Source organism: Algibacter mikhailovii (assembly GCF_014651495.1).
In the GTDB taxonomy this organism is placed as follows: Bacteria; Bacteroidota; Bacteroidia; order Flavobacteriales; family Flavobacteriaceae; genus Algibacter_E; species Algibacter_E mikhailovii.
The window spans coordinates 94,510-115,030 of sequence record NZ_BMWZ01000008.1 but is presented as its reverse complement, the minus strand read 5'-3'; the positions used below and the strand labels follow the sequence as shown (position 1 = coordinate 115,030).

The 20,521-nt window shown below is 35.0% G+C and carries 10 protein-coding genes; 3 read left to right on the top strand and 7 right to left on the bottom strand.

Annotation, left to right across the window (positions count from 1 at the left end; translation table 11 throughout):
• Positions 1-6: 6 nt before the first annotated feature.
• On the top strand, positions 7-684 hold the full coding sequence (trmD, locus tag IE051_RS15790; protein WP_189362375.1) for a tRNA (guanosine(37)-N1)-methyltransferase TrmD: 678 nt from the start codon (positions 7-9) through the stop codon (positions 682-684).
• Between the two features lie 195 nt (positions 685-879).
• Here the strand turns inward: trmD and IE051_RS15785 are convergent, their stop codons facing one another.
• Entirely contained in the window at positions 880-3,312 is a 2,433-nt protein-coding gene (locus IE051_RS15785; RefSeq protein ID WP_189362374.1) for a mechanosensitive ion channel family protein, read from the bottom strand.
• 412 nt (positions 3,313-3,724) lie between these two features.
• Between IE051_RS15785 and IE051_RS15780 the strand changes: the two genes are divergently transcribed.
• Together IE051_RS15780 and IE051_RS15775 are read left to right on the top strand one after the other, a co-directional pair.
• Positions 3,725-5,185 carry a circularly permuted type 2 ATP-grasp protein gene (locus IE051_RS15780; RefSeq protein ID WP_189362373.1) on the top strand — a complete coding sequence of 487 codons (1,461 nt, stop codon included), beginning with the start codon at positions 3,725-3,727 and terminating at the stop codon, positions 5,183-5,185.
• A gap of 6 nt (positions 5,186-5,191) precedes the next feature.
• Entirely contained in the window at positions 5,192-6,142 is a 951-nt protein-coding gene (locus IE051_RS15775; protein ID WP_189362372.1) for an alpha-E domain-containing protein, read from the top strand.
• A gap of 174 nt (positions 6,143-6,316) precedes the next feature.
• On the opposite strand, the gene IE051_RS15770 is transcribed toward IE051_RS15775, so the two are convergent.
• The 6 genes from IE051_RS15770 to IE051_RS15745 form a co-directional block, all read right to left on the bottom strand.
• The gene (locus IE051_RS15770) at positions 6,317-7,240 is read right to left on the bottom strand and encodes a transglutaminase family protein (RefSeq protein ID WP_189362371.1); all 924 of its coding nucleotides are present in this window, start codon (positions 7,238-7,240) and stop codon (positions 6,317-6,319) included.
• A gap of 8 nt (positions 7,241-7,248) precedes the next feature.
• Complete coding sequence (locus tag IE051_RS15765) at positions 7,249-9,807, bottom strand: circularly permuted type 2 ATP-grasp protein (RefSeq protein ID WP_189362370.1); 2,559 nt, start codon at positions 9,805-9,807, stop codon at positions 7,249-7,251.
• 10 nt (positions 9,808-9,817) lie between these two features.
• The gene (locus IE051_RS15760) at positions 9,818-13,153 is read right to left on the bottom strand and encodes a transglutaminase family protein (RefSeq protein ID WP_189362369.1); all 3,336 of its coding nucleotides are present in this window, start codon (positions 13,151-13,153) and stop codon (positions 9,818-9,820) included.
• A gap of 315 nt (positions 13,154-13,468) precedes the next feature.
• A complete protein-coding gene (locus IE051_RS15755; RefSeq protein ID WP_189362368.1) occupies positions 13,469-15,736 on the bottom strand; it encodes an aconitate hydratase in 2,268 nt (755 codons plus the stop codon).
• Positions 15,737-16,071: 335 nt separating this feature from the next.
• Entirely contained in the window at positions 16,072-18,849 is a 2,778-nt protein-coding gene (locus IE051_RS15750) for a bifunctional aconitate hydratase 2/2-methylisocitrate dehydratase (protein WP_189362367.1), read from the bottom strand.
• Between the two features lie 714 nt (positions 18,850-19,563).
• Complete coding sequence (locus IE051_RS15745) at positions 19,564-20,517, bottom strand: AAA family ATPase (RefSeq protein WP_189362366.1); 954 nt, start codon at positions 20,515-20,517, stop codon at positions 19,564-19,566.
• Between the last annotated feature and the right edge of the window lie 4 nt (positions 20,518-20,521).

Below are 20,521 nucleotides of genomic sequence, written 5' to 3'. Positions count from 1 at the left end.
AGAAGCATGCGTATAGATATCATCACTGTTTTACCAGAATTACTTAAAAGTCCTTTCGAAGCATCTATATTAAAACGAGCCATAGAAGCTGACTTAGTTGAAGTTCATTTTCATAATTTACGGGATTATACGTCGGATAGATATAAATCTATTGACGATACGCAATTTGGTGGCGGTGCCGGTATGGTGATGATGGTAGAGCCCATTGACAAATGTATTTCTGCATTGAAAGCAGAACGTGATTATGATGAAGTTATTTATATGACCCCTGATGGAAATACGTTAAATCAAGGTATTGCAAACCAATTGTCATTACAGGAAAATATAATTATTTTATGCGGACACTACAAGGGTGTTGACCAACGTGTGCGCGACCAATTTATAACACGTGAAATTTCTATTGGCGATTATGTACTATCTGGAGGTGAATTAGGTGCTGCAGTGTTGTGTGATGCAGTAATTAGGTTGATACCAGGAGTATTAGGTAATGAAACTTCGGCACTAACGGACTCGTTTCAAGACAATCTATTAGCGCCACCAATTTATACCAAACCGAGAGAATACAAAGGATGGAAGGTGCCAAAGCTGTTGTTTAGCGGAAACCTGCCTGAAATTGAAAAATGGCGTGAAGAACAGGCTTATCTGAGGACTAAAGAACGGCGTCCTGATCTGTTGGACGACTAACTACTACTATAAATTCTACGTAGTCTTTATAAATTATGCTTTCCTTCAGACATGATTTCAAGTTAATACCAAGCTAAGTTACACTCCTACCAAACCTAAAAGCATTTTATAAATAGTCATTTTGGTTTGCTCAGCTTATTGGAATTTAGAACAAAATGAATAAAATTTTATCCTTGTTAATTCCCTTCAATTAAATCACCCCTTCTTACGTTCCTCCGTAACAATACGTCTTACTGGAGCTGGCGCATCAATATCTTCTTCTTTTAGTTTTTTAAATATTTGCAAAGCGATATCATTATCGGTATTCAATGTATCTGAAAATGTAGTCCAATACATAAGTGAGAAATTTAAATTCCCATCAGGCCCATAGCCATGAAAATATGTTTGAGGTTCAGGGATAGCACTCGTTCTTGGATGATTTAATGCTATTTCATTGAATAGTGCAATGACACGTTCTGGATCGGCATCAGGAGATGTTTTCATAGCCACATTGCTCCGTCTATTTCTATTAGATAACGTCCAATTCACAACTTTTTTGGAAATCAAATCGCCGTTAGGAATAATGACTTCAGCCCCAGAATACGCACGAATATTACTTGAACGCACACCAATATTTGTTACCACGCCCATTTCCATATCAACCTCGATAGTATCTCCAATATTAATAGGACGTTCAAAAGCCAAAATTAAACCTGAAACAAAGTTGAGTACTACATTTTGCAGACCAAAACCAATACCAACACCAAGAGCTCCAAGAATAAACCCAAGTTTACTTAAATCAACCCCTGCAGCCGTAAATCCAGCATAAAGTCCTATGACAATCATTACAATCCTAAGAACTAATGAAATGGCTGGAGCAATCCCTCTTGGCAAGACATTTACCATCCACTCATCTTGAAAAATCGCTGCCGCCAACTTAGACAAGATTAAAGTAATAATAAAAATTCCAGCAAAAGCAAGCATGCCCCCTAAAGAGATAGTCATTTCTCCAATTTGCCATTCTAAAGCTATAATTTCATTATAACTATTTATTATATAATCATATATTTCAAAACCTCTTAAAGTAAATAATAGCCAAACAACAAATCCCATAAAATTAAACAGTGGCCTTATTCTATGATGTGTAGCGTTTATCAGCGTAGTTAAGGTCTGAATATTTGTTGTCGTTCGGAACTTAAAAATTAAAATAAAAATACTTATAAAAACTTTTGTTGACAGGTATACCACAAAAGCAAAAATTGCCGAAACCATAACTGCCTTTGTTAAATAAGCAGACAGGCCGAACATGCCTATAATATTAGCAATGATGGAAAGTACAAGCAATGCCATATATAACACGGAAATCAACTTAAAAGGTCGTAAAATTTGAGAAAAATTCTCCGGATATTGACTTACCGTTTTACGTCCCATATATAAAGACACTAGCAATAATAAACTTGTAAATAAAGATAGATTTCTCACTAAATTAGCCTTAACACCAATAAAGGCTTCAAAAATGGTGATAGTATATATAACAAAAAGTAGCCATAAAAAATTTCTTATGCCTTTACCCGTTAATTTTGGCAATAACAAAACTGTTGTAAACAAAATGACAAATACATGAAATTCAGCATAGGCTGGAACCATGGAGTCATAAAAGAAAGCCGTAACCAAAAATCCTACTGATAATGTAGTTAAGATAGGGTTTACTAGTATGGTTTTAGCTTGAATTTCTATGGGATTCTTTAAGGACAAAATCTCTTCTTTATTCCATTTAATATTAGCCGTAATAAGAAAAGCGAGAAATAGAACAAGGAAAATAATTTGAAGGATCGCTGTTTTTATATTTAAATGAAAAAACTCTAAAAATTGCTTTTTGTTTTCCTTTATACCTTCCTTCAGTAATTGATAGGAAGAGAGTGAATTCACAGAAATACTATCACCAAGCATAAGTTTTTCACCTTTTTCCCAAATAGGTTTCTTATCAAAAACAAAATAATCCTTACGTCTTTGATTCTCAGCGAATTCAATATTAGAAATCTCAGAATCAATAACCAGAACCAATTCGGTAATTTTTTTCTGAGTAGAAAACACATCGTCTAAGCGCAAATGGGCAGCCTTCAAAATTTCTTCCAAAGAAGAAATAGCGCGATCAAAACTCTCCTCCATATCCTTAGACTCACTTCTATCGGCCAATTCCTTTTTTGTGAGTTCCCATTTATTTAAATCAGAAAACACATCATTGATAATTTTACTAATCTCTTCTGATCGATCTTTTATCGTGCTTTGATGTTCGCTTAAAACGGCTTTATAATTGGTCCATTCTACCTTCCTAACTTTGAGATCACGTAAGGTTACATCTTCCCTTTTTAAAAATACGGTATCTACCAATTTAAGAATTTCCGGAGTTTTTAAGGTAATAATTGAATCAATCTCTAGGACTCTTTCATTTTTATCTAGAGCACTTTTAAGCTTCAATAATTCCTGACCCAGTTTTTCAGATTCTTCCGAAATATCTCCGATGGCAATAGATTCCTTAGAAACAGAAGTACTATCACTTACAACCTCTTGCTCTTGGGCTATACCGGCGAATGAAAAAAATAAAATGAATAATAAAAAATAATTAGAGCTATAGAACTTATCTATCATAGGGGTTAATTTTCACGAAACAATATACTTATTTATTTGATTTAAATATATATGTACAACATGGATTGTAAAGAATGTTGACCCACGTACTAAAAAAAACCTATTACATTACCATAATTATTGTAATACTATTATCCATTGGGTAATTGTAGAATAAATAAAAAGAATCTCGAAACGCTTAAATTCTAAATATATTTTAGAAATAGTTAACCAACAAAATACTTTTTTAAGTAACTACAGAACATGAAAAAACACCATTCAAAAAGATTATTCGTGCGCTTTTTTTTTAAACTGACAAAAAAAACCTTCTAATATTATAACATCACTATAATAAGTAGGTATTTTTATCAATTTACGACAGGAAATTAGGGTTTTTATTAATAAATTTAGAACTACTAATTATCCATGTATTATGAATAAAAATACACCTCTATTTGCGACATATTCTTGTAATACTAAATTACTAGATGAAGTCTTTGATTCTAAAGGTTCCATTAGAGAAGTTTACAAAACCATATTTGACCTATACAAAGAACATAGTATTGTAGATTTTGAAACTTTAAACGACTATGCAAAAACATCTTTTTTTAATCAAGGCATCACATTTCAGGTATACGGAAATAACGAAACCAAAGAAAAAATATTTCCATTTGACCTATTCCCTAGAATAATTGATCACAAAGAATGGGAACATATAGAGCAAGGCGTTTTACAACGCAGCAAAGCGCTCAATTTGTTTTTGGAGGATTTATATCATGATCAAAATATCATTAAAGAAGGCATAGTACCCAAATCACTCATTGAATCTTCTGCCAACTATTTGAAAGAGATGAAAGGCTTCAACCCTCCTGGAGGCATTTATAATCATATTTCAGGAACGGATTTAATAAAACATGCCGATGGCAATTATTATGTTTTAGAAGATAATATTAGATGTCCCTCTGGCGTAAGTTATGTTATATGTAATAGAACAGCATTAAAACGTGCTTTATTCGGCGTTTTTGATAAGTATAAAATTCATACGGTTAACGATTACTCCCAAAACCTTCTTGAAATATTAGAAACCGTAAAACCAAAAGGTGTTGATAAACCCAATTGCGTGGTTCTTACGCCAGGTGTTTTTAATTCTGCATATTATGAGCACTCGTATTTAGCAAAAGGAATGGGGGTTGAACTTGTTGAAGGTAGAGATCTTTTTGTAGAAGACAACTTTGTATACATGAAGACCATCAATGGGCCTAAAAAAGTGGATGTTATCTACAGAAGAATTGACGATGCATTTATTGATCCTGAGGTATTTAATCCTGATTCTGTTTTAGGTGTACCCGGTTTATTTAAAGCTTATAAAGCAGGTAATGTATGTCTTGCCAATGCCCCCGGTACTGGTGTAGCCGATGACAAAGCTATTTACACCTACATGCCAGCAATAATAAAGTATTATTTAAATGAAGAACCTATACTTAAAAATGTACACACCTATCATTGCAGTAGAAAAGAAGATTTAGACTATGTACTAAATAACGTTCATAATCTGGTCATAAAGCCTGTTGATGAAGCTGGGGGTTATGGTATTCATATAGGAAACAAATTATCTAAAAAAGAAATAGAAGAAGTTAAAGCCATTATTTTAAAAACACCAAGAAAGTATATTGCCCAACCTATTATGTCCCTTTCAGTCCATTCTACTTATATAGAGGCTGAGAAATCTTTTGAACCTAGACATGTAGATTTAAGAACTTTTACTTTACTGGGAAAAGACAAAAGCTATGTCTTAAAAAGTGGTTTAACTAGAGTAGCATTAAAAAGAGGCAACTTAGTTGTTAATTCATCACAAGGAGGTGGATCAAAAGACACCTGGGTTTTAAAAAAATAGAAATTTATGTTAGCAAGAGTAGCCGATAATTTATTTTGGATGAGCAGATATATAGAACGCTCAGAACATATAGCACGATATTTAAGAGTCAATTATTTCTCATCCCTAGATGCTCCAAATGAGATATCCCAATCTAGACAATTTGTATTGCGGTCTCTACTTTTTATGGTGGGCCACCCGGTAAAAGACGACAGTCATGTTGAAGAAACAGAAGTCTTATACAATATCTGTCTAAACCCCAAAAAGACATATTCAATAATAAACTGCGTAAAACTAGCTCGTGAGAACGCCAATAGTTCGCGTGATTTATTATCTACAGAATTATATGAGGCCATAAATAAATTTTACCATTTTGTCCTAAACTATTCTACAGAGTATTTGGTTACAAAAGGTTTATATGATTTTGCCACACATATCATAGAGTTTACCGCTATATTAAAAGCAAAAATTAGAAGTACTTTGCTATATGATGAAGTCTATGCCATTATTAAACTGGGACTCAATATGGAAAGGGCAACTCAAGTTATTAGAATAATAAATTCTAAATACAACGATATACAGATTATAGAACTTAAAAAAGAAGAAGGTGTCTTGGTGGCTCCTACTTTAGAATGGGATACTTTATTACGTTGCGTAGAGTCTTATGATATGATGAGACGTTTTACAAAATCGAGTCCTAACAGCATCAATACTTTAGATTTTTTAATACTAAATCATCAATGCCCAAAATCTGTTATCAATAGCCTTTTAAATGTTTCGCAACATGTACAACAATTATCGGATGACAACAAACCTAAAAAAGGTTCTACGGCATTTTTAGTCAATAAATTATACGCTGAATATCAATACAAATATATTGAAGAAATTGAAGTTGACTTTAGAACGTTTATTGAAACTATTCTTGAAAAATTAGTAGAAATTAGTAAAAAAATGGAAGAAGAATTCTTCTATCATTAAACATTAGTGCTTTTGTAAATTCAAGGCATGTTAAAATATTTGATATTTCCAAGTTATTTGTTAATTTCATGGCATGAATGAATCGCGAATGCAATCTATATGTGTTACTGATGCTAATGAAGAATTAATAAATCAACAGCAACAGCAACAACAATAATTTATATAGCAGGTAAATTATTGAGATTGAGATTGTACTTGATTTGTTGTTGTGTTCAATGATTTAATATCAACAGAAACACTAAGTTTACTAGACCCAGAACTATAAACTACCCCTTTTAATGGTGGCACATCATAATAATCCCTACCCCAGCCCACTACGATATGCTGGTTTTCTGGGATTTTATTGTTTGTCGGGTCAAAATCTACCCATCCAAACCCAGGAATATAAACAGCAAACCAGGCATGAGAGGCATCAGCTCCAATAAGTTTAGGTTTTCCAGGCGGCGGTAAAGTTTCTATATAACCACTAATATATCTGGCTGGCAGCCCAACGCTCCTCAAACAAGCAATACCTATTTGAGCAAAGTCTTGACATACCCCTTTCTTCTCTTCCATTACAACATCTAATGGTGTTGATACATTTGTAAAACCAGAAACAAAATTAAAATCAATAAAAATGCGTTGCATTAGTTCTTTGGTCGCCTCAAAAACAGAACGATTGGGCTTAAACGATTCTAAAGCATATTCCTTAATATTAGCTTTATTATTCTTTATTAAAATAGAATCCAGAATAAATTGCTTGGGTTCAAAGTTGTCCTTTGTATTTCCATTTAAACTATCTAGAGCTGAAACCAATGTAACTTTAGTACATTTTTCTGAATTAAAGCTGTTTTTAATGGCTGTGTAGTCTCTAGAAATTTTGCAAGTCGAGGTAACCGCTAATTTCTTATGCGCCTTTTGAATAGAAAATCTGGTCAGGTTGTTACCAAAAAAATCCTTTCGCTCTGAAAATTCCGTAGGTGTTGGGTCTATTTCGACGTGATATTCCAAAAGCTCTTGACCTGGTGATTGTCTCGGCTTAATAGTAGCAATATTATGACAAAACACAACTTCTTCACTATAACTATATTCTGTAATATGTGTGATTAAAAAATCCATAGCGTTAATTAACTAAACTTTTGTCTTGAAAGCTGACTTTGATCGTCAACATGATTAAAGTAAGTATCTGAAATGGCCTTTGAAGTAGCATAAAGCAAGACATTCAATTCAGTCAATAATTTATTTAACTTATAACGTAAGTACCTATTCTCTTCTGAAACATCCACCAAATCAGTTACCGAAGCTAACCTCAATTTAGAGAATGCCTCAAAAATAGGTTTTTCATAATCTTGTAAAGCACCTTTAACCTTTGAATGCGGTAAATGTGCAATATCCTTTTTCAACCTTCTTACCAAATACGTCAATGAACGGGCATATTTAGTATCCAAAAGGATTAAAGAAATGACGCTATTTATATTAATATAGGAGCGGTAACTGTATCTGTAAATATTTAAGCTTTCATGACTATGTAACATGGCCTCTAAAATCTCATATTCAATATAATCCTCCGTTACAACTGTTAGCATACTCTGAAAATTAGACACATTCAAAATGACACGCTCTAGATTTAGTCCGATAAAATACAGAAGCAATCCTTGATCAACCAAAATACTTTCTTCAATTAATCCCATAAATGCTATTAGCCTAGTGATTAATTTATCTAATACTTTTATCAGTTTTTTGTAAGATAACAATTTGATATCTTCATTAATAATAGGGTCCCATATTTGATGAATACTATCAAAAACGCGCCACATATCGGTTGACCATAAGTTCCTAATAGAATAATACGAATTACTAAACATGGACAAGGTATGGGCTAAACTCCCTACTTTATCCTGATCTACAATAACAGAAATTAACTCATCCTTAAGATTACTTACTGCAGGTTCTTTTTCGTCGCCAACAAATCCTGGATAGGTATTGGTTAATTGTGTCACAGAACGCAATAATATACTCAATTTGGTGTTTTGGTCAAGATTAATAACCTCTTCATTGTTTACCATTTGATTGAGTACCATTCTTAAATGCCTACTTGTCACTAAAGCTCTTCCAATATAACGTCCAGCCCAATACAAATTTTCTGCAGTTAGACTAGGTAAGTCATTCAAACCAGCAGCAACCACTGTAGTATTAGTATTACCAACCCTTGGAACCTTTCCTTTTATAGAGCTTTCATCTATGATACAAAAGTCTTTACTTGTTCCTCCACGCTGATTACTAACCCTCACATTTTCTTTAGTAGATGACACCCTTACCAAACCACCAGACATCACAGTATAACCTTTATCTTTAGCTATTGTAAATGCTCTGCAAACCATATTTCTTGGTTCAAGTTTACCTTTAACTAAATTAGGTACTGTTGAAAACTTTATTTTCTCTTGAGCTACGTATAAATGTGGTCTACTTTTTATTTTATCCTTTAATGCTTCTAGCTCTTTTTCATTTAAAAATTCAGTAAAAACAATACTTTCCCTATTCGATTTATCTATACGTTTGATAACTAGCTTGGAAATATCAGACAATACATGATCTAACTCCTTTTTTTGTCCACACCACCATGTGGCAATTTGCGGTAAAATTAATTTCTCTCCCAAAAAGTATTTAGCAATAGCAGGCATAAATGGAATCAGCCCTGAGTTTTCAATAATCCCAACGCCAATAGGGTTTAAAATGCTTACATTTTTTCTGCGGACAACATCTAACAGACCTGCAACGCCTAGGTACGAATCTTCACGAAGTTCCAACGGATCTACAAAAACATCATCTACCCTTCTGTAAACAACATCCACTTGTTTTAATGCTTTAAGTGATTTCATCCAAAGTTTTCCATCACGCACCACTAAATCGCTACCACGAACTAAAGGAAAACCATAATAAGATGCTAAATAGGCATGTTCAAAATAAGTTTCATTATGCGGTCCTGGAGTGAGTACAACCACGGTTGGATTAGTCTTGTTGGCAGGTGCCGCATTCACTAAGAGCTTATTAAAATCATTAAAAAACTGATCTTGCCCGTTGACATGAATATTTCTATATATATTGGGTAACACACGTCCTGCAATGGTTCTGTTCTCAAGGGAATAACCCATACCTGAAGGCGCTTGGGCTCTATCATTAACCACCCACATTCTACCGTCTGGCCCCCTAGACAAATCGGCTGCGTAGACTGATAAATACTTATGTGTATTTATTTCTATCCCATCACATTGACGTAAAAATCCTCTGTGACCAAAAACAACTTCATGGGGTATAATACCTTTTTTAAGTAACTGCCTATCCCCATAAATATCCTTTACTACTAAATCAAGTAAAGTAGCTCTTTGTTGTAAGCCCTTTTCAACTTTATTCCATTCATTTTTATGCATTATGAATGGCACCAAATTCAAGCTCCATGGACGATTTAGACCATTGGGATCATTATAAACATTATAAGTAATACCATTTTCTGCTAAATTCCAATCAATTTCTTTTTGTCTTGAAATTAATTCTTCAGTACCTAATGATTTTAACGTTTCATATAAATTCTTCCAAGTGTCTTTAACGCCCCTATTATCTTGAAACATTTCGTCATAGGACACCCCTTCAAAATAGTTTTCAATTAATGACTCAACATCCACCTTCATTAAAACTTAATTATTTTTTACGCAAATCTAAGGTATTTGGAAATTCTGGGTCAACAGGAAGGGTTTTATATCTGAATTTTCTTTGGCTCCCCTGTTCTTCTACTGTTCTTAAAGGCGCTGAAACGTCACTAGCCGTTATCTCTTCTATAATATCAACTTCGGTTTGAGTTTCTCCTATATCCCAGAAGCGATTAATTCTTCTTGACTCTGCTTCAAAACTGTTTATAGGAAAAGTATCATAAGACCTTCCACCTGGATGCGATACAAAATATTTACATCCACCAACAGATTTTCTATTCCATGTATCTACAATATCAAAGGCTAAAGGTGTATCTACTCCAATAGTAGGATGCAACGCAGAATAAGGATCCCAAGCTTTATATTTAACCCCAGCTACATATTCGCCCTTTACGCTAGTTGGTTGCAACTGTACTTTTACACCATTACAAGTTAACACATATCTTTCGGTAGTAAAGTTTGTAACTTTTACCTGTAAACGTTCTAAGGAAGAATCAACGTATCTCGCCGTACCTCCTCCCGTCATTTCCTCACCTAAAACATTCCAAGGTTCAATAGCGGCTCGCAATTCTAAATGAATATTATTAATATCTACCATCCCATGTAATGGAAATCTAAATTCAAAGAAAGGGTCAAACCAGTCTTCTTGGAATTTATACCCTGCCCTGTTAAGCTGTTTAACCACATCTTTAATATCTTCCCTTACATGATGTTCTATTAAAAACTTATCATGTAATTCGGTTCCCCAGCGCACTAGGTCATGTTCGTACGGTTTTTTCCAGAACCAAGCCACCAATGCTCTAACAAGAAGCATTTGTACTAGGCTCATTTTAGGATGCGGTGGCATATCAAACCCACGGAGTTCTAATATTCCCAACCGCCCTGATGATGAATCTGGAGAATATAATTTGTCGATACAAAATTCCGCTCTGTGCGTATTACCTGTTAAATCTGTAAGCAAATGTCTAAACAACCTATCTGTTAGCCAAAACGGCACCTCACCATCCTTGGGTATTTGACTAAACGCAATTTCTAGTTCATATAGATTCTCCATTCTGGCCTCGTCTATTCGAGGTGCTTGACTAGTAGCCCCAACAAATGCTCCTGAAAATAAATAAGATAAGCCTGGGTGATGTTGCCAAAAGGTTAGTAAACTTCTCAACAAACTAGGTTTACGCAATAATGGACTATCTGCAGGGGTTATACCACCAAGAGTTACATGATTTCCTCCTCCAGTACCAGTATGTTTACCATCTAACATAAACTTCTCTGTACCTAATCGTGCTTTTTTCGCCTCACCATAAAGCATCAATGTATTATCTACTAAGTCTCCCCAATTGTGAATGGGGTGAACATTAACTTCAATAACACCAGGATCTGGAGTAATCTTCATAGACTCCACCCTATTGTCATGTGGTGGATTATAACCTTCTAAAATCACCGGTATATTTAATTTCTTCGCAACAGCTTCAATGGAAGCTATAAGATCAAGAAAAGCGTCAATAGAGTTAAGAGGTGGTAAAAACAAGTATAATTTATCTTCTCTTATTTCTGAGCAAATGGCCGTTCTAACAAAATATTTAGGTTTATCAGATTCTATACCATTTTCGCAAAAATTCTTGTACCTTAAATTCACTAACCGTTTAAAGCTTGGCAGTTTTTTCCGTTTTTTAAACAAATCTGGTTCGTAATTTGGAAAATCAGTATATTCAGGCTTTATTATCAAAGAGCTCAAAGGTAATCTTAGTCCAATAGGTGAAGTTCCTGGTGTTAAAAATAAATGCTTTCTTCTAAAATCCCATTCTGAACTAAACCATTGCTCTTTAGATTTATTTAAAGGTAAAATATATCCTGCGGCCTTATCTATTCCTCTTTCCAGTATTTCCGCTATGCGTTTCCTAATAAGATCTTCGCTCTTTTCATCATTTATATCAATATCAATTGGCATATTACCTTCTTCCCATAATGAATAAAAGGCATCTTCATAGGCAGGCATAACGCTGTTAGTTGATACACTTAAATAATCGCATAAGGTATCTAAAAACAACTTATCACTGCCCTCAGGCACTTTTGTATTCGGAGCAAAGCATGAAAGTAGTTCTGGATTATTCCAAATAACTTTACCGTCTTTTCTCCAATATATTTGAATCTCCCATCGTGGCAAAGGCTCGCCAGGATACCATTTGCCTTGGGCGTGGTGTAACATACCACCATTCCCCATTTTGTCTAATAACCGTTTTGTTAAGTTATTAGCCAGTGCTCTTTTGTGTGGACCATCAGCATCTGTATTCCATTCCGGAGCTTCCATATCATCAATAGATACAAAAGTAGGCTCCCCGCCGATGGTTAATCGCACATCGCCCTTTTGTAAATCACGTTCTACTTTATGCCCTAATCTATTAATAGCCTTCCACTGTTCATCAGTATAAGGTTTCGTGACTCTTGGGGATTCTAATATTCGGGTAACCGAATTACTAAAAGAAAATTCTGTTTCACATGGATCTGTCATACCCGTGACTGGGGCAGCACTATCATAGTGTGGCGTACAAGCTAAAGGAATATGCCCTTCGCCAGCCAATAGCCCTGAAGTTGAATCAAAACCTACCCAACCGGCGCCAGGTAAATAGACTTCTGTCCAGGCATGCAAATCGGTAAAATCATCAGCCGGACCAGAAGGACCATCTAATGAAGGCTCATCAGATTTTAGCTGAACAATATAACCTGAAACAAATCTAGCACCAAACCCTAAATGCCTCAATACTTCAACAAACAACCATGCATAATCTCTACAAGACCCCGTTTTGCAAGACAATGTCTCTTCTGGCGTTTGCACACCAGGTTCAAGTCTAATGTTGTAAGATAAAAACTCATAAATTTTTTGATTAAGATGAATTAAAAAATATATGGTCTTTCGCGGTGTATAATCTATAGTTTTTAAAAAGTCTTCAATAAGTTTACCTTTATCATTTATTTCCAAGTATGGCGTTAATTCCTTTTTTACACCATCAGCGTACTGAAAAGGATATTCTTCAGCACTTTCTTCAACAAAAAAATCAAACGGGTTTATAGTCTTTAAATCGGCAATAATTTCTACATCAATAGATAATTCATCAGTTTTTTCAGGAAAAACCACACGTGCTTGATAATTACCAAATGGATCTTGCTGCCAATTAAAAAAATGATCTTCTGGAGTAATTTTTAATGAGTAAGACTCAATAGGTGTCCTGCTATGAGGCGCCGGTCTAAGTCTGAATATATGTGGAGATAGACTAACTTTCTTATCAAACTTATATGAGGTTTTATGCGAAACAACAACTTTTAAGGCCATAAAAATATTTTAATAAATACGCTTTTCTTTGGAATAAAGTTATTTTTTTATTTCCAAAAAAACTATTATTTCAGAAGATAAATCCTCGAAAAACACATCTCTGCAATAAGATATTACATATCCTTTTATAACCGTCCTTAAAATAAAGTATCCTTAAAAAAAACCCGAATATGTTATTTAAATGATATTAAGTGAGCATAAAATGCCAAGTCAATTTTACTCATTCCTAACGAATTATCAAAAATTTATAAAATTAGTTATATGTAAAAACTCAGCTTATTAGGGCTTGATTTTCAATAAACATATTCGTTTTTTTTAAGCGTTCTGCTTCTTTATTAGGTTAAGTGCTGAGCCCTCTTTATACCAAGCAATTTGTGCATCGTTATAGGTATGGTTTAGCTTAATCACATCCTTACTAGCATCACTATGCACAATTTCAAGTGTTAATTGTTTATCTGGTGCAAATTCATTTAAATCTAAAAAGTTGAAGGTATCGTCTTCTTGAATTAAATCATAATCACTTTCATTGGCAAATGTTAAGCCTAACATGCCTTGCTTTTTCAGATTGGTTTCATGGATACGTGCAAACGATTTTACGATAACCGCCGCCACTCCTAAATGACGTGGTTGCATGGCAGCATGTTCTCTAGAAGAACCTTCGCCATAGTTATGATCTCCTACTACTATAGACTTTACGCCTGCAGCTTTATAAGCCCTAGCCGTATCCGGAACACCCCCGTAATCCCCTGTTAATTGATTTTTAACAAAGTTTGTTTTCTGGTTGAATGCATTCACCGCCCCTATTAAGGTATTATTGGCAATATTGTCTAAATGCCCTCTAAAACGCAACCATGGACCCGCCATTGAAATGTGATCGGTGGTGCACTTTCCAAAGGCTTTAATTAATAATTTAGCACCTGTAATTGTACTTCCTAGTGGTTGAAATGGCGTTAATAATTGCAAGCGTTCAGAATCCTCTTTAACTGAAACTTTAACATGCCTCCCATCGGCTTCTGGCGCCAAATAGCCGTTATCATCTACAGCGAAACCCTTTGGCGGCAACTCCCATCCAGTTGGCTCATCGAACATCACTTCTTGTCCATCTTCATTTATTAACTTATCCTTTAATGGATTAAAATCCAAACGTCCAGCAACAGCTATTGCAGCTGTTAATTCTGGAGAAGCCACAAAGGCATGTGTATTCGGGTTCCCATCGGCACGTTTAGCAAAATTTCTATTAAATGAATGTACTATGCTATTTTTTGGTGCATTCTTAGGATCCGAATATCTTGCCCATTGCCCAATACAGGGTCCGCACGCATTCGTAAATATTTTAGCGTCAAGGTTTTCGAAAATCCCAAGAATACCGTCGCGTTCAGCAGTGTAACGTACTTGTTCTGAACCTGGATTTATTCCCAATTCTGCCTTCATTTTCAAACCTTTATCTAATGCCTGTTGTGCAATAGAAGATGCTCTTGATAAATCTTCATAAGACGAATTGGTACATGAGCCTATGAGTCCCCATTCCACTTTAATAGGCCAATCATTTTCATTTGCTTTTTTAGTCATATCTGCACCCACTTCCGTAGACAAATCTGGAGTAAATGGTCCGTTTAATAAAGGGCCTAGTTCTGATAAGTTGATTTCTATAACTTGATCAAAATAATCTTCCGGATTTGCATATACCTCGGGGTCTGCTGTTAAATGAGCTTTAACCTTGTTTGCGGCATCAGCAACGTCTGCTCTATCTGTAGCTCTTAAATACCGATCCATGGAATCATCATAACCAAAAGTAGATGTAGTCGCTCCTATTTCTGCCCCCATATTACAAATGGTTCCTTTTCCTGTACATGACATGGCTATAGCTCCGGGTCCAAAGTATTCTACAATAGCCCCTGTTCCACCTTTAACAGTAAGGATTTCAGCAACCTTAAGAATCACATCTTTTGGCGCTGTCCAACCTGACAGTTTCCCTGTTAATTTCACGCCAATCAATTTAGGGAATTTTAATTCCCAAGCCATACCTGCCATGACGTCAACAGCATCTGCTCCACCGACACCAATAGCAACCATTCCTAAACCACCCGCATTTACAGTATGTGAATCTGTACCAATCATCATGCCTCCTGGAAATGCATAATTCTCTAGAACCACTTGATGTATAATACCGGCTCCTGGTTTCCAGAATCCAATACCGTATTTATTGGATACTGATTCTAAAAAATTAAACACCTCACTGCTTACGCTATTGGCATGTTTTAAATCTTTAGCAGCGCCCTCTTTTGCTTGTATGAGGTGATCACAATGCACCGTTGTTGGTACGGCCACTTTACTTTTACCTGCTTGCATAAATTGCAATAAGGCCATTTGTGCCGTGGCATCTTGACAAGCTATTCTGTCTGGAGCAAAATCAACATAATCTTTCCCTCTTTGAAACGCCCTTGTTGCCGCGCCATCCCATAAATGATTATAAAGGATCTTTTCCGAAAGTGTTAAAGGCTTTCCAACCACTTCACGCGCCTTATTAATAGTATCACTCATTTTGGTGTAAACACCTCTTATCATTTCTATATCAAATGCCATACGTCTATTATATTTTTATTGTTTTCCTTTTTAAATGCTCCCTAAGATACAAAATATGTAAATGATTGAAAAACAGAACCTGTCATCTTCTAGCTTATTAAAAAGTTAAAAAAAGAACTAGGGCTTTACCTATTTAAATCTTAATGGAACTAATAAGGAAGAGTTCAGGTTTGTTATGGTTTTATCCGGAAAGATAACGCCGGAATTGAGTAAAGAAAGCCTCATTAGGTTGAGAAATAAGTTCAGGTCTAGAACTAAAATTAATTTAAATTAAGATAAAAAAAGTCCGAATCATAAGACTCGGACTTTTACACTACTATTTTATCTTCTAAATACTATCTCACTAATTGCTTTTGAGATGGTTTAAACTTAGTTAACACAATACCCTCAACAGCAGCCTCATACTCTTCTAAGGTAGGTGTTCTACCTAAAACTGTAGAAAGTACAACAACAGGCGTTGATGACAATAGAGATTCCCCTTTTTTCTCACCAGAATCTTTAACAACTCTTCCTTGGAATAAACGTGTAGAAGTTGCCATAACTGTATCTCCAGGCTCCGCTTTTTCTTGGTTACCCATACAAAGATTACATCCCGGACGCTCTAAATAAAGCATATTTTCATATTTAGTACGTGCTAAACCTTTAGGTGCACTATCATCAAATTCAAATCCTGAGTACTTCTGTAAAACTTCCCAATCGCCTTCTTCTTTTAACTCATCAACAATATTATATGTTGGAGGAGCAACAACCAAAGGTGCATTAAATTCTACTTTACCCTTTTGAGCCTCAATATTCTTTAACATTTGAGCTAATATTTTCATATCACCCTTATGAACCATACAAGATCCTACAAATCCTAAATCTACTTTTTTGGTACCTCCATAATATGATAATGGTCTAATGGTATCGTGAGTATAACGTTTAGAAACGTCTTCGTTATTTACATCTGGATCAGCAATCATTGGTTCAACAATTTCATCTAAATCAATAATAACTTCAGCATGATATTTCGCATTTGCATCTGGTCTTAACGATGGCTTTATTCCAGTTTTAAGCTCTGTTATACGGGTATTAGCCTTATCAACCAAGCCTTGAAGCACTTGCTTTTTGTTATCCATACCCTTTTCAATCATGATCTGGATACGTCCTTTTGCAATCTCTAAAGACTCAATTAAGGTCTCATCTTCAGAAATACAGATAGAAGCTTTAGCTTTCATTTCTGCTGTCCAATCTGTAAAAGTAAAGGCTTGATCTGCCGTTAATGTCCCTATGTGAACCTCAATAATTCTACCTTGGAATACATTTTCACCACCAAACTGCTTTAACATTTGTTGCTGCGTGGCGTGCACAACATCACGGAAATCCATATAAGGTTTCATTTCACCTTTAAAGGTTACTTTTACTGATTCTGGAATTGGCATAGTTGCCTCTCCTGTGGCTAATGCTAACGCTACCGTTCCTGAATCTGCTCCAAAAGCAACACCTTTGGACATACGTGTGTGCGAATCTCCTCCGATTATAATATCCCAATCACCAACTGTAATATCATTCAATACTTTGTGGATAACATCGGTCATAGGAAAATATTTTCCTTTAGGATCACGACCTGTAATCAAACCAAAATCGTTCATAAACTGCATCAATCTTGGGATATTCGCTTTTGATTTATCATCCCATACTGAAGCAGTATGACACCCAGATTGGTAGGCACCATCAACAATTGGGGAGATAACGGTTGCAGCCATCATTTCTAATTCTTGAGATGTCATTAACCCTGTGGTATCTTGAGACCCTACAATGTTAACCTCTACACGCACATCAGAACCTGCATGTAATGTTTTACCTGGTGTAGTACCAACCGCATTTTTATTAAATATTTTTTCTACTGCCGTTAGTCCTTGACCTTCAACTGTAATTTCTTTTGAAGGCGCATAAACTTGAGGTACTTCAATTCCTAAAGTTTTAGCAGCAAACGTTTGTAACTTCTTACCGAAAACAACTGCGTAAGACCCACCTGCTTTCATAAACTCCATTTTCTGAGGCGTGAATGCTGCAGAAATATCTTTTAATTCCTCATCTCCGTTATAAAGCTTCTTTTCTTTAGTATTAATGGTAAGAACTGTTCCTGTTTTAACAGAATAAGTTTCCTTCAAAATAGGTTCACCATCTTCATCTACAATAGTATTCCCGTCGGCATCCTTTTGCTTTACCCAGTTTTTAAGATCTAAACCAATTCCTCCCGTTACACCAACAGTAGTTAAGAAAATAGGAGATATACCATTTGTTCCTGCAATTACCGGCGCTATATTAATAAACGGTACATAAGGACTAGACTCAATCCCGGTCCATAACGCCACATTGTTCACACCTGACATTCTTGAAGATCCCACACCCATGGTTCCTTTTTCAGCAATTAGCATCACACGCTTATCCGGGTGCTTTTCTTTTAAAGCCAACAACTCATTTTGCATGTCTTTATTATGCTCAAATAAACATTGCCCGTGTAATTCACGATCTGACCTAGAATGGGCATCACCACCTGGAGACAATAAATCTGTAGAAATATCTCCAATACCAGCAATATAAGTCACTACTTGAATCTCTTCATCAATCTCAGGAAGCTTTGTGAAGAATTCAGCTTTTGCGTAACTTTCAATAATATCTTTTGCTATTTCGCTTCCATTTTTTAATGCCTCTTCTAAACGTGTTGTATCAGCTTCATATAAGAAAACTTGCGTCTTTAAAACCGCGGCAGCTTCCTTAGCGATTTCAATATTATCTCCCAATGCTAAATCTAACAACACTTCTACAGATGGACCACCTTTCATGTGTGATAACTGCTCAAAAGCAAACGTTGGCGTAATCTCTTTAACAACTGTTTCTCCTAAAATAATCTCTTTTAAAAACTTCGCTTTTACACCAGCAGCGCTCGTAGTTCCAGGTAATACATTGTAAATAAAAAAGTTAAGAGAATCTTCCCTATACTCATTATCTAAATCTTTAATTTGCTCAATGATCTTGCTAAGTAATTCAGCACCATCAATTGGCTTTGGATGAAGTCCTAGAGCTTTTCGTTCTTCGATCTCCTTAATGTAGTCGTTGTAAATGTTCATAAAATTTATAATAGAATTCTTTTTAATACTTAATGTAAAGTTTAAATGCAGTAATTAATGCATTTATTTTTCAGTTTTGCAAATTACAAAATTTATACAAAGTTCTAATAATTCTAAAGCCAATAAGAATTCAATTTATACTTAATTATTATAGTAGCATTAAAAATAAATATGATTCGATTTTTTTCACCAATTATTCGTAAAAATTGACGAATTAACAATAATGTTATCAAATATTAATCTTTATGTTTGTATTTCAAGCCTATTGGAATGCTTTTGATTCTCATTAGTTGGATTTATATTTTTTTTCCAGCTTAAATTTCGGATTTCTTTTTCGTTGCATTTCGAGAAATCTAAATCTTTTTATTTATTATTAAAAGTAATACAATCAAAAATTCTTTTGCTAATAGCATATGCGTATTCTCCATAAGAACTATTATTATTCCAGAAAAAAACACCAAAACAATCACGTCATTTACAGAATATAATATTGATGGCTTTAAGTTTTACTCACCAGAAGAAAATGTGTTTTTCTGGACTACAGGGAACGGTAATTTACCTTGTGTGAATAAAAAACAGATAGACTATTTAACACCTACTATAACTATATTCCAGAATGGCGTAGCGAAAATTTAAAGGATGGGTTTAGATCAAAAAGAACAAACTAGACCTTAACATGTATTACTTCAACAAACAATAGACATTTAGCGCTTATTAAAATAGGCTTTTAATAATTTGTTCTTCCGAAATACCTTCGGCCTCAGCTTTGTAGTTCTTAATAATTCTATGAAGTAAAATACCTTGTGCCACCGCTTGCACATCTTCAATATCTGGAGAAAATTTCCCTTGAATTGCCGCGTGCGTTTTTGCTGCAAGTATGAGATTTTGCGAAGCCCTAGGACCTGCGCCCCAATCTACATAAGTTTTTACTAAATCGGCTGCTGCCTTTGTATTTGGTCTTGTTTTGCCAACCATTGCTACAGCATATTCAATGACATTATCGGCTACGGGAATGCGTCTAATTAAATGTTGAATATCCACAATTTCTTGTGCCGAAAATAAGGCGGACACTTTCGCTGGAGCATCATTGGTAGTTGCTTTAACCACTTCAACTTCCTCCTTAAACGTAGGATAGTCTAAATTTATAGCAAACATAAACCGGTCTAATTGAGCTTCAGGTAATGGGTAAGTCCCTTCCTGCTCAATAGGGTTTTGAGTGGCTAAAACAAAATAAGGTAAGCTTAATTTATAATGATGACCCGCAACCGTTACAGCCCGCTCTTGCATAGCTTCTAATAAGGCTGCCTGCGTTTTAGGCGGTGTTCTATTTATTTCATCGGCTAATATAATATTAGAAAAAATGGGGCCTTTTATAAACTTAAAATGACGATCCTCATCTAATATTTCACTACCCAAAATATCACTTGGCATTAAATCTGGCGTAAACTGAATACGTTTGAAGTCAAGACCTAATGCTTGAGCAATAGTATTCACCATTAATGTTTTTGCTAAACCGGGCACGCCTATTAATAAGGAATGACCGCCAGAAAAAATTGAAATCAAAATCTCGTTAACAACTTGGTCTTGACCAATTATAACCTTGGCAATTTCATCTTTTAAACTTTGAAATTGCTTTACAAATTTTTCAATGGCAGCTACGTCAGACATATAT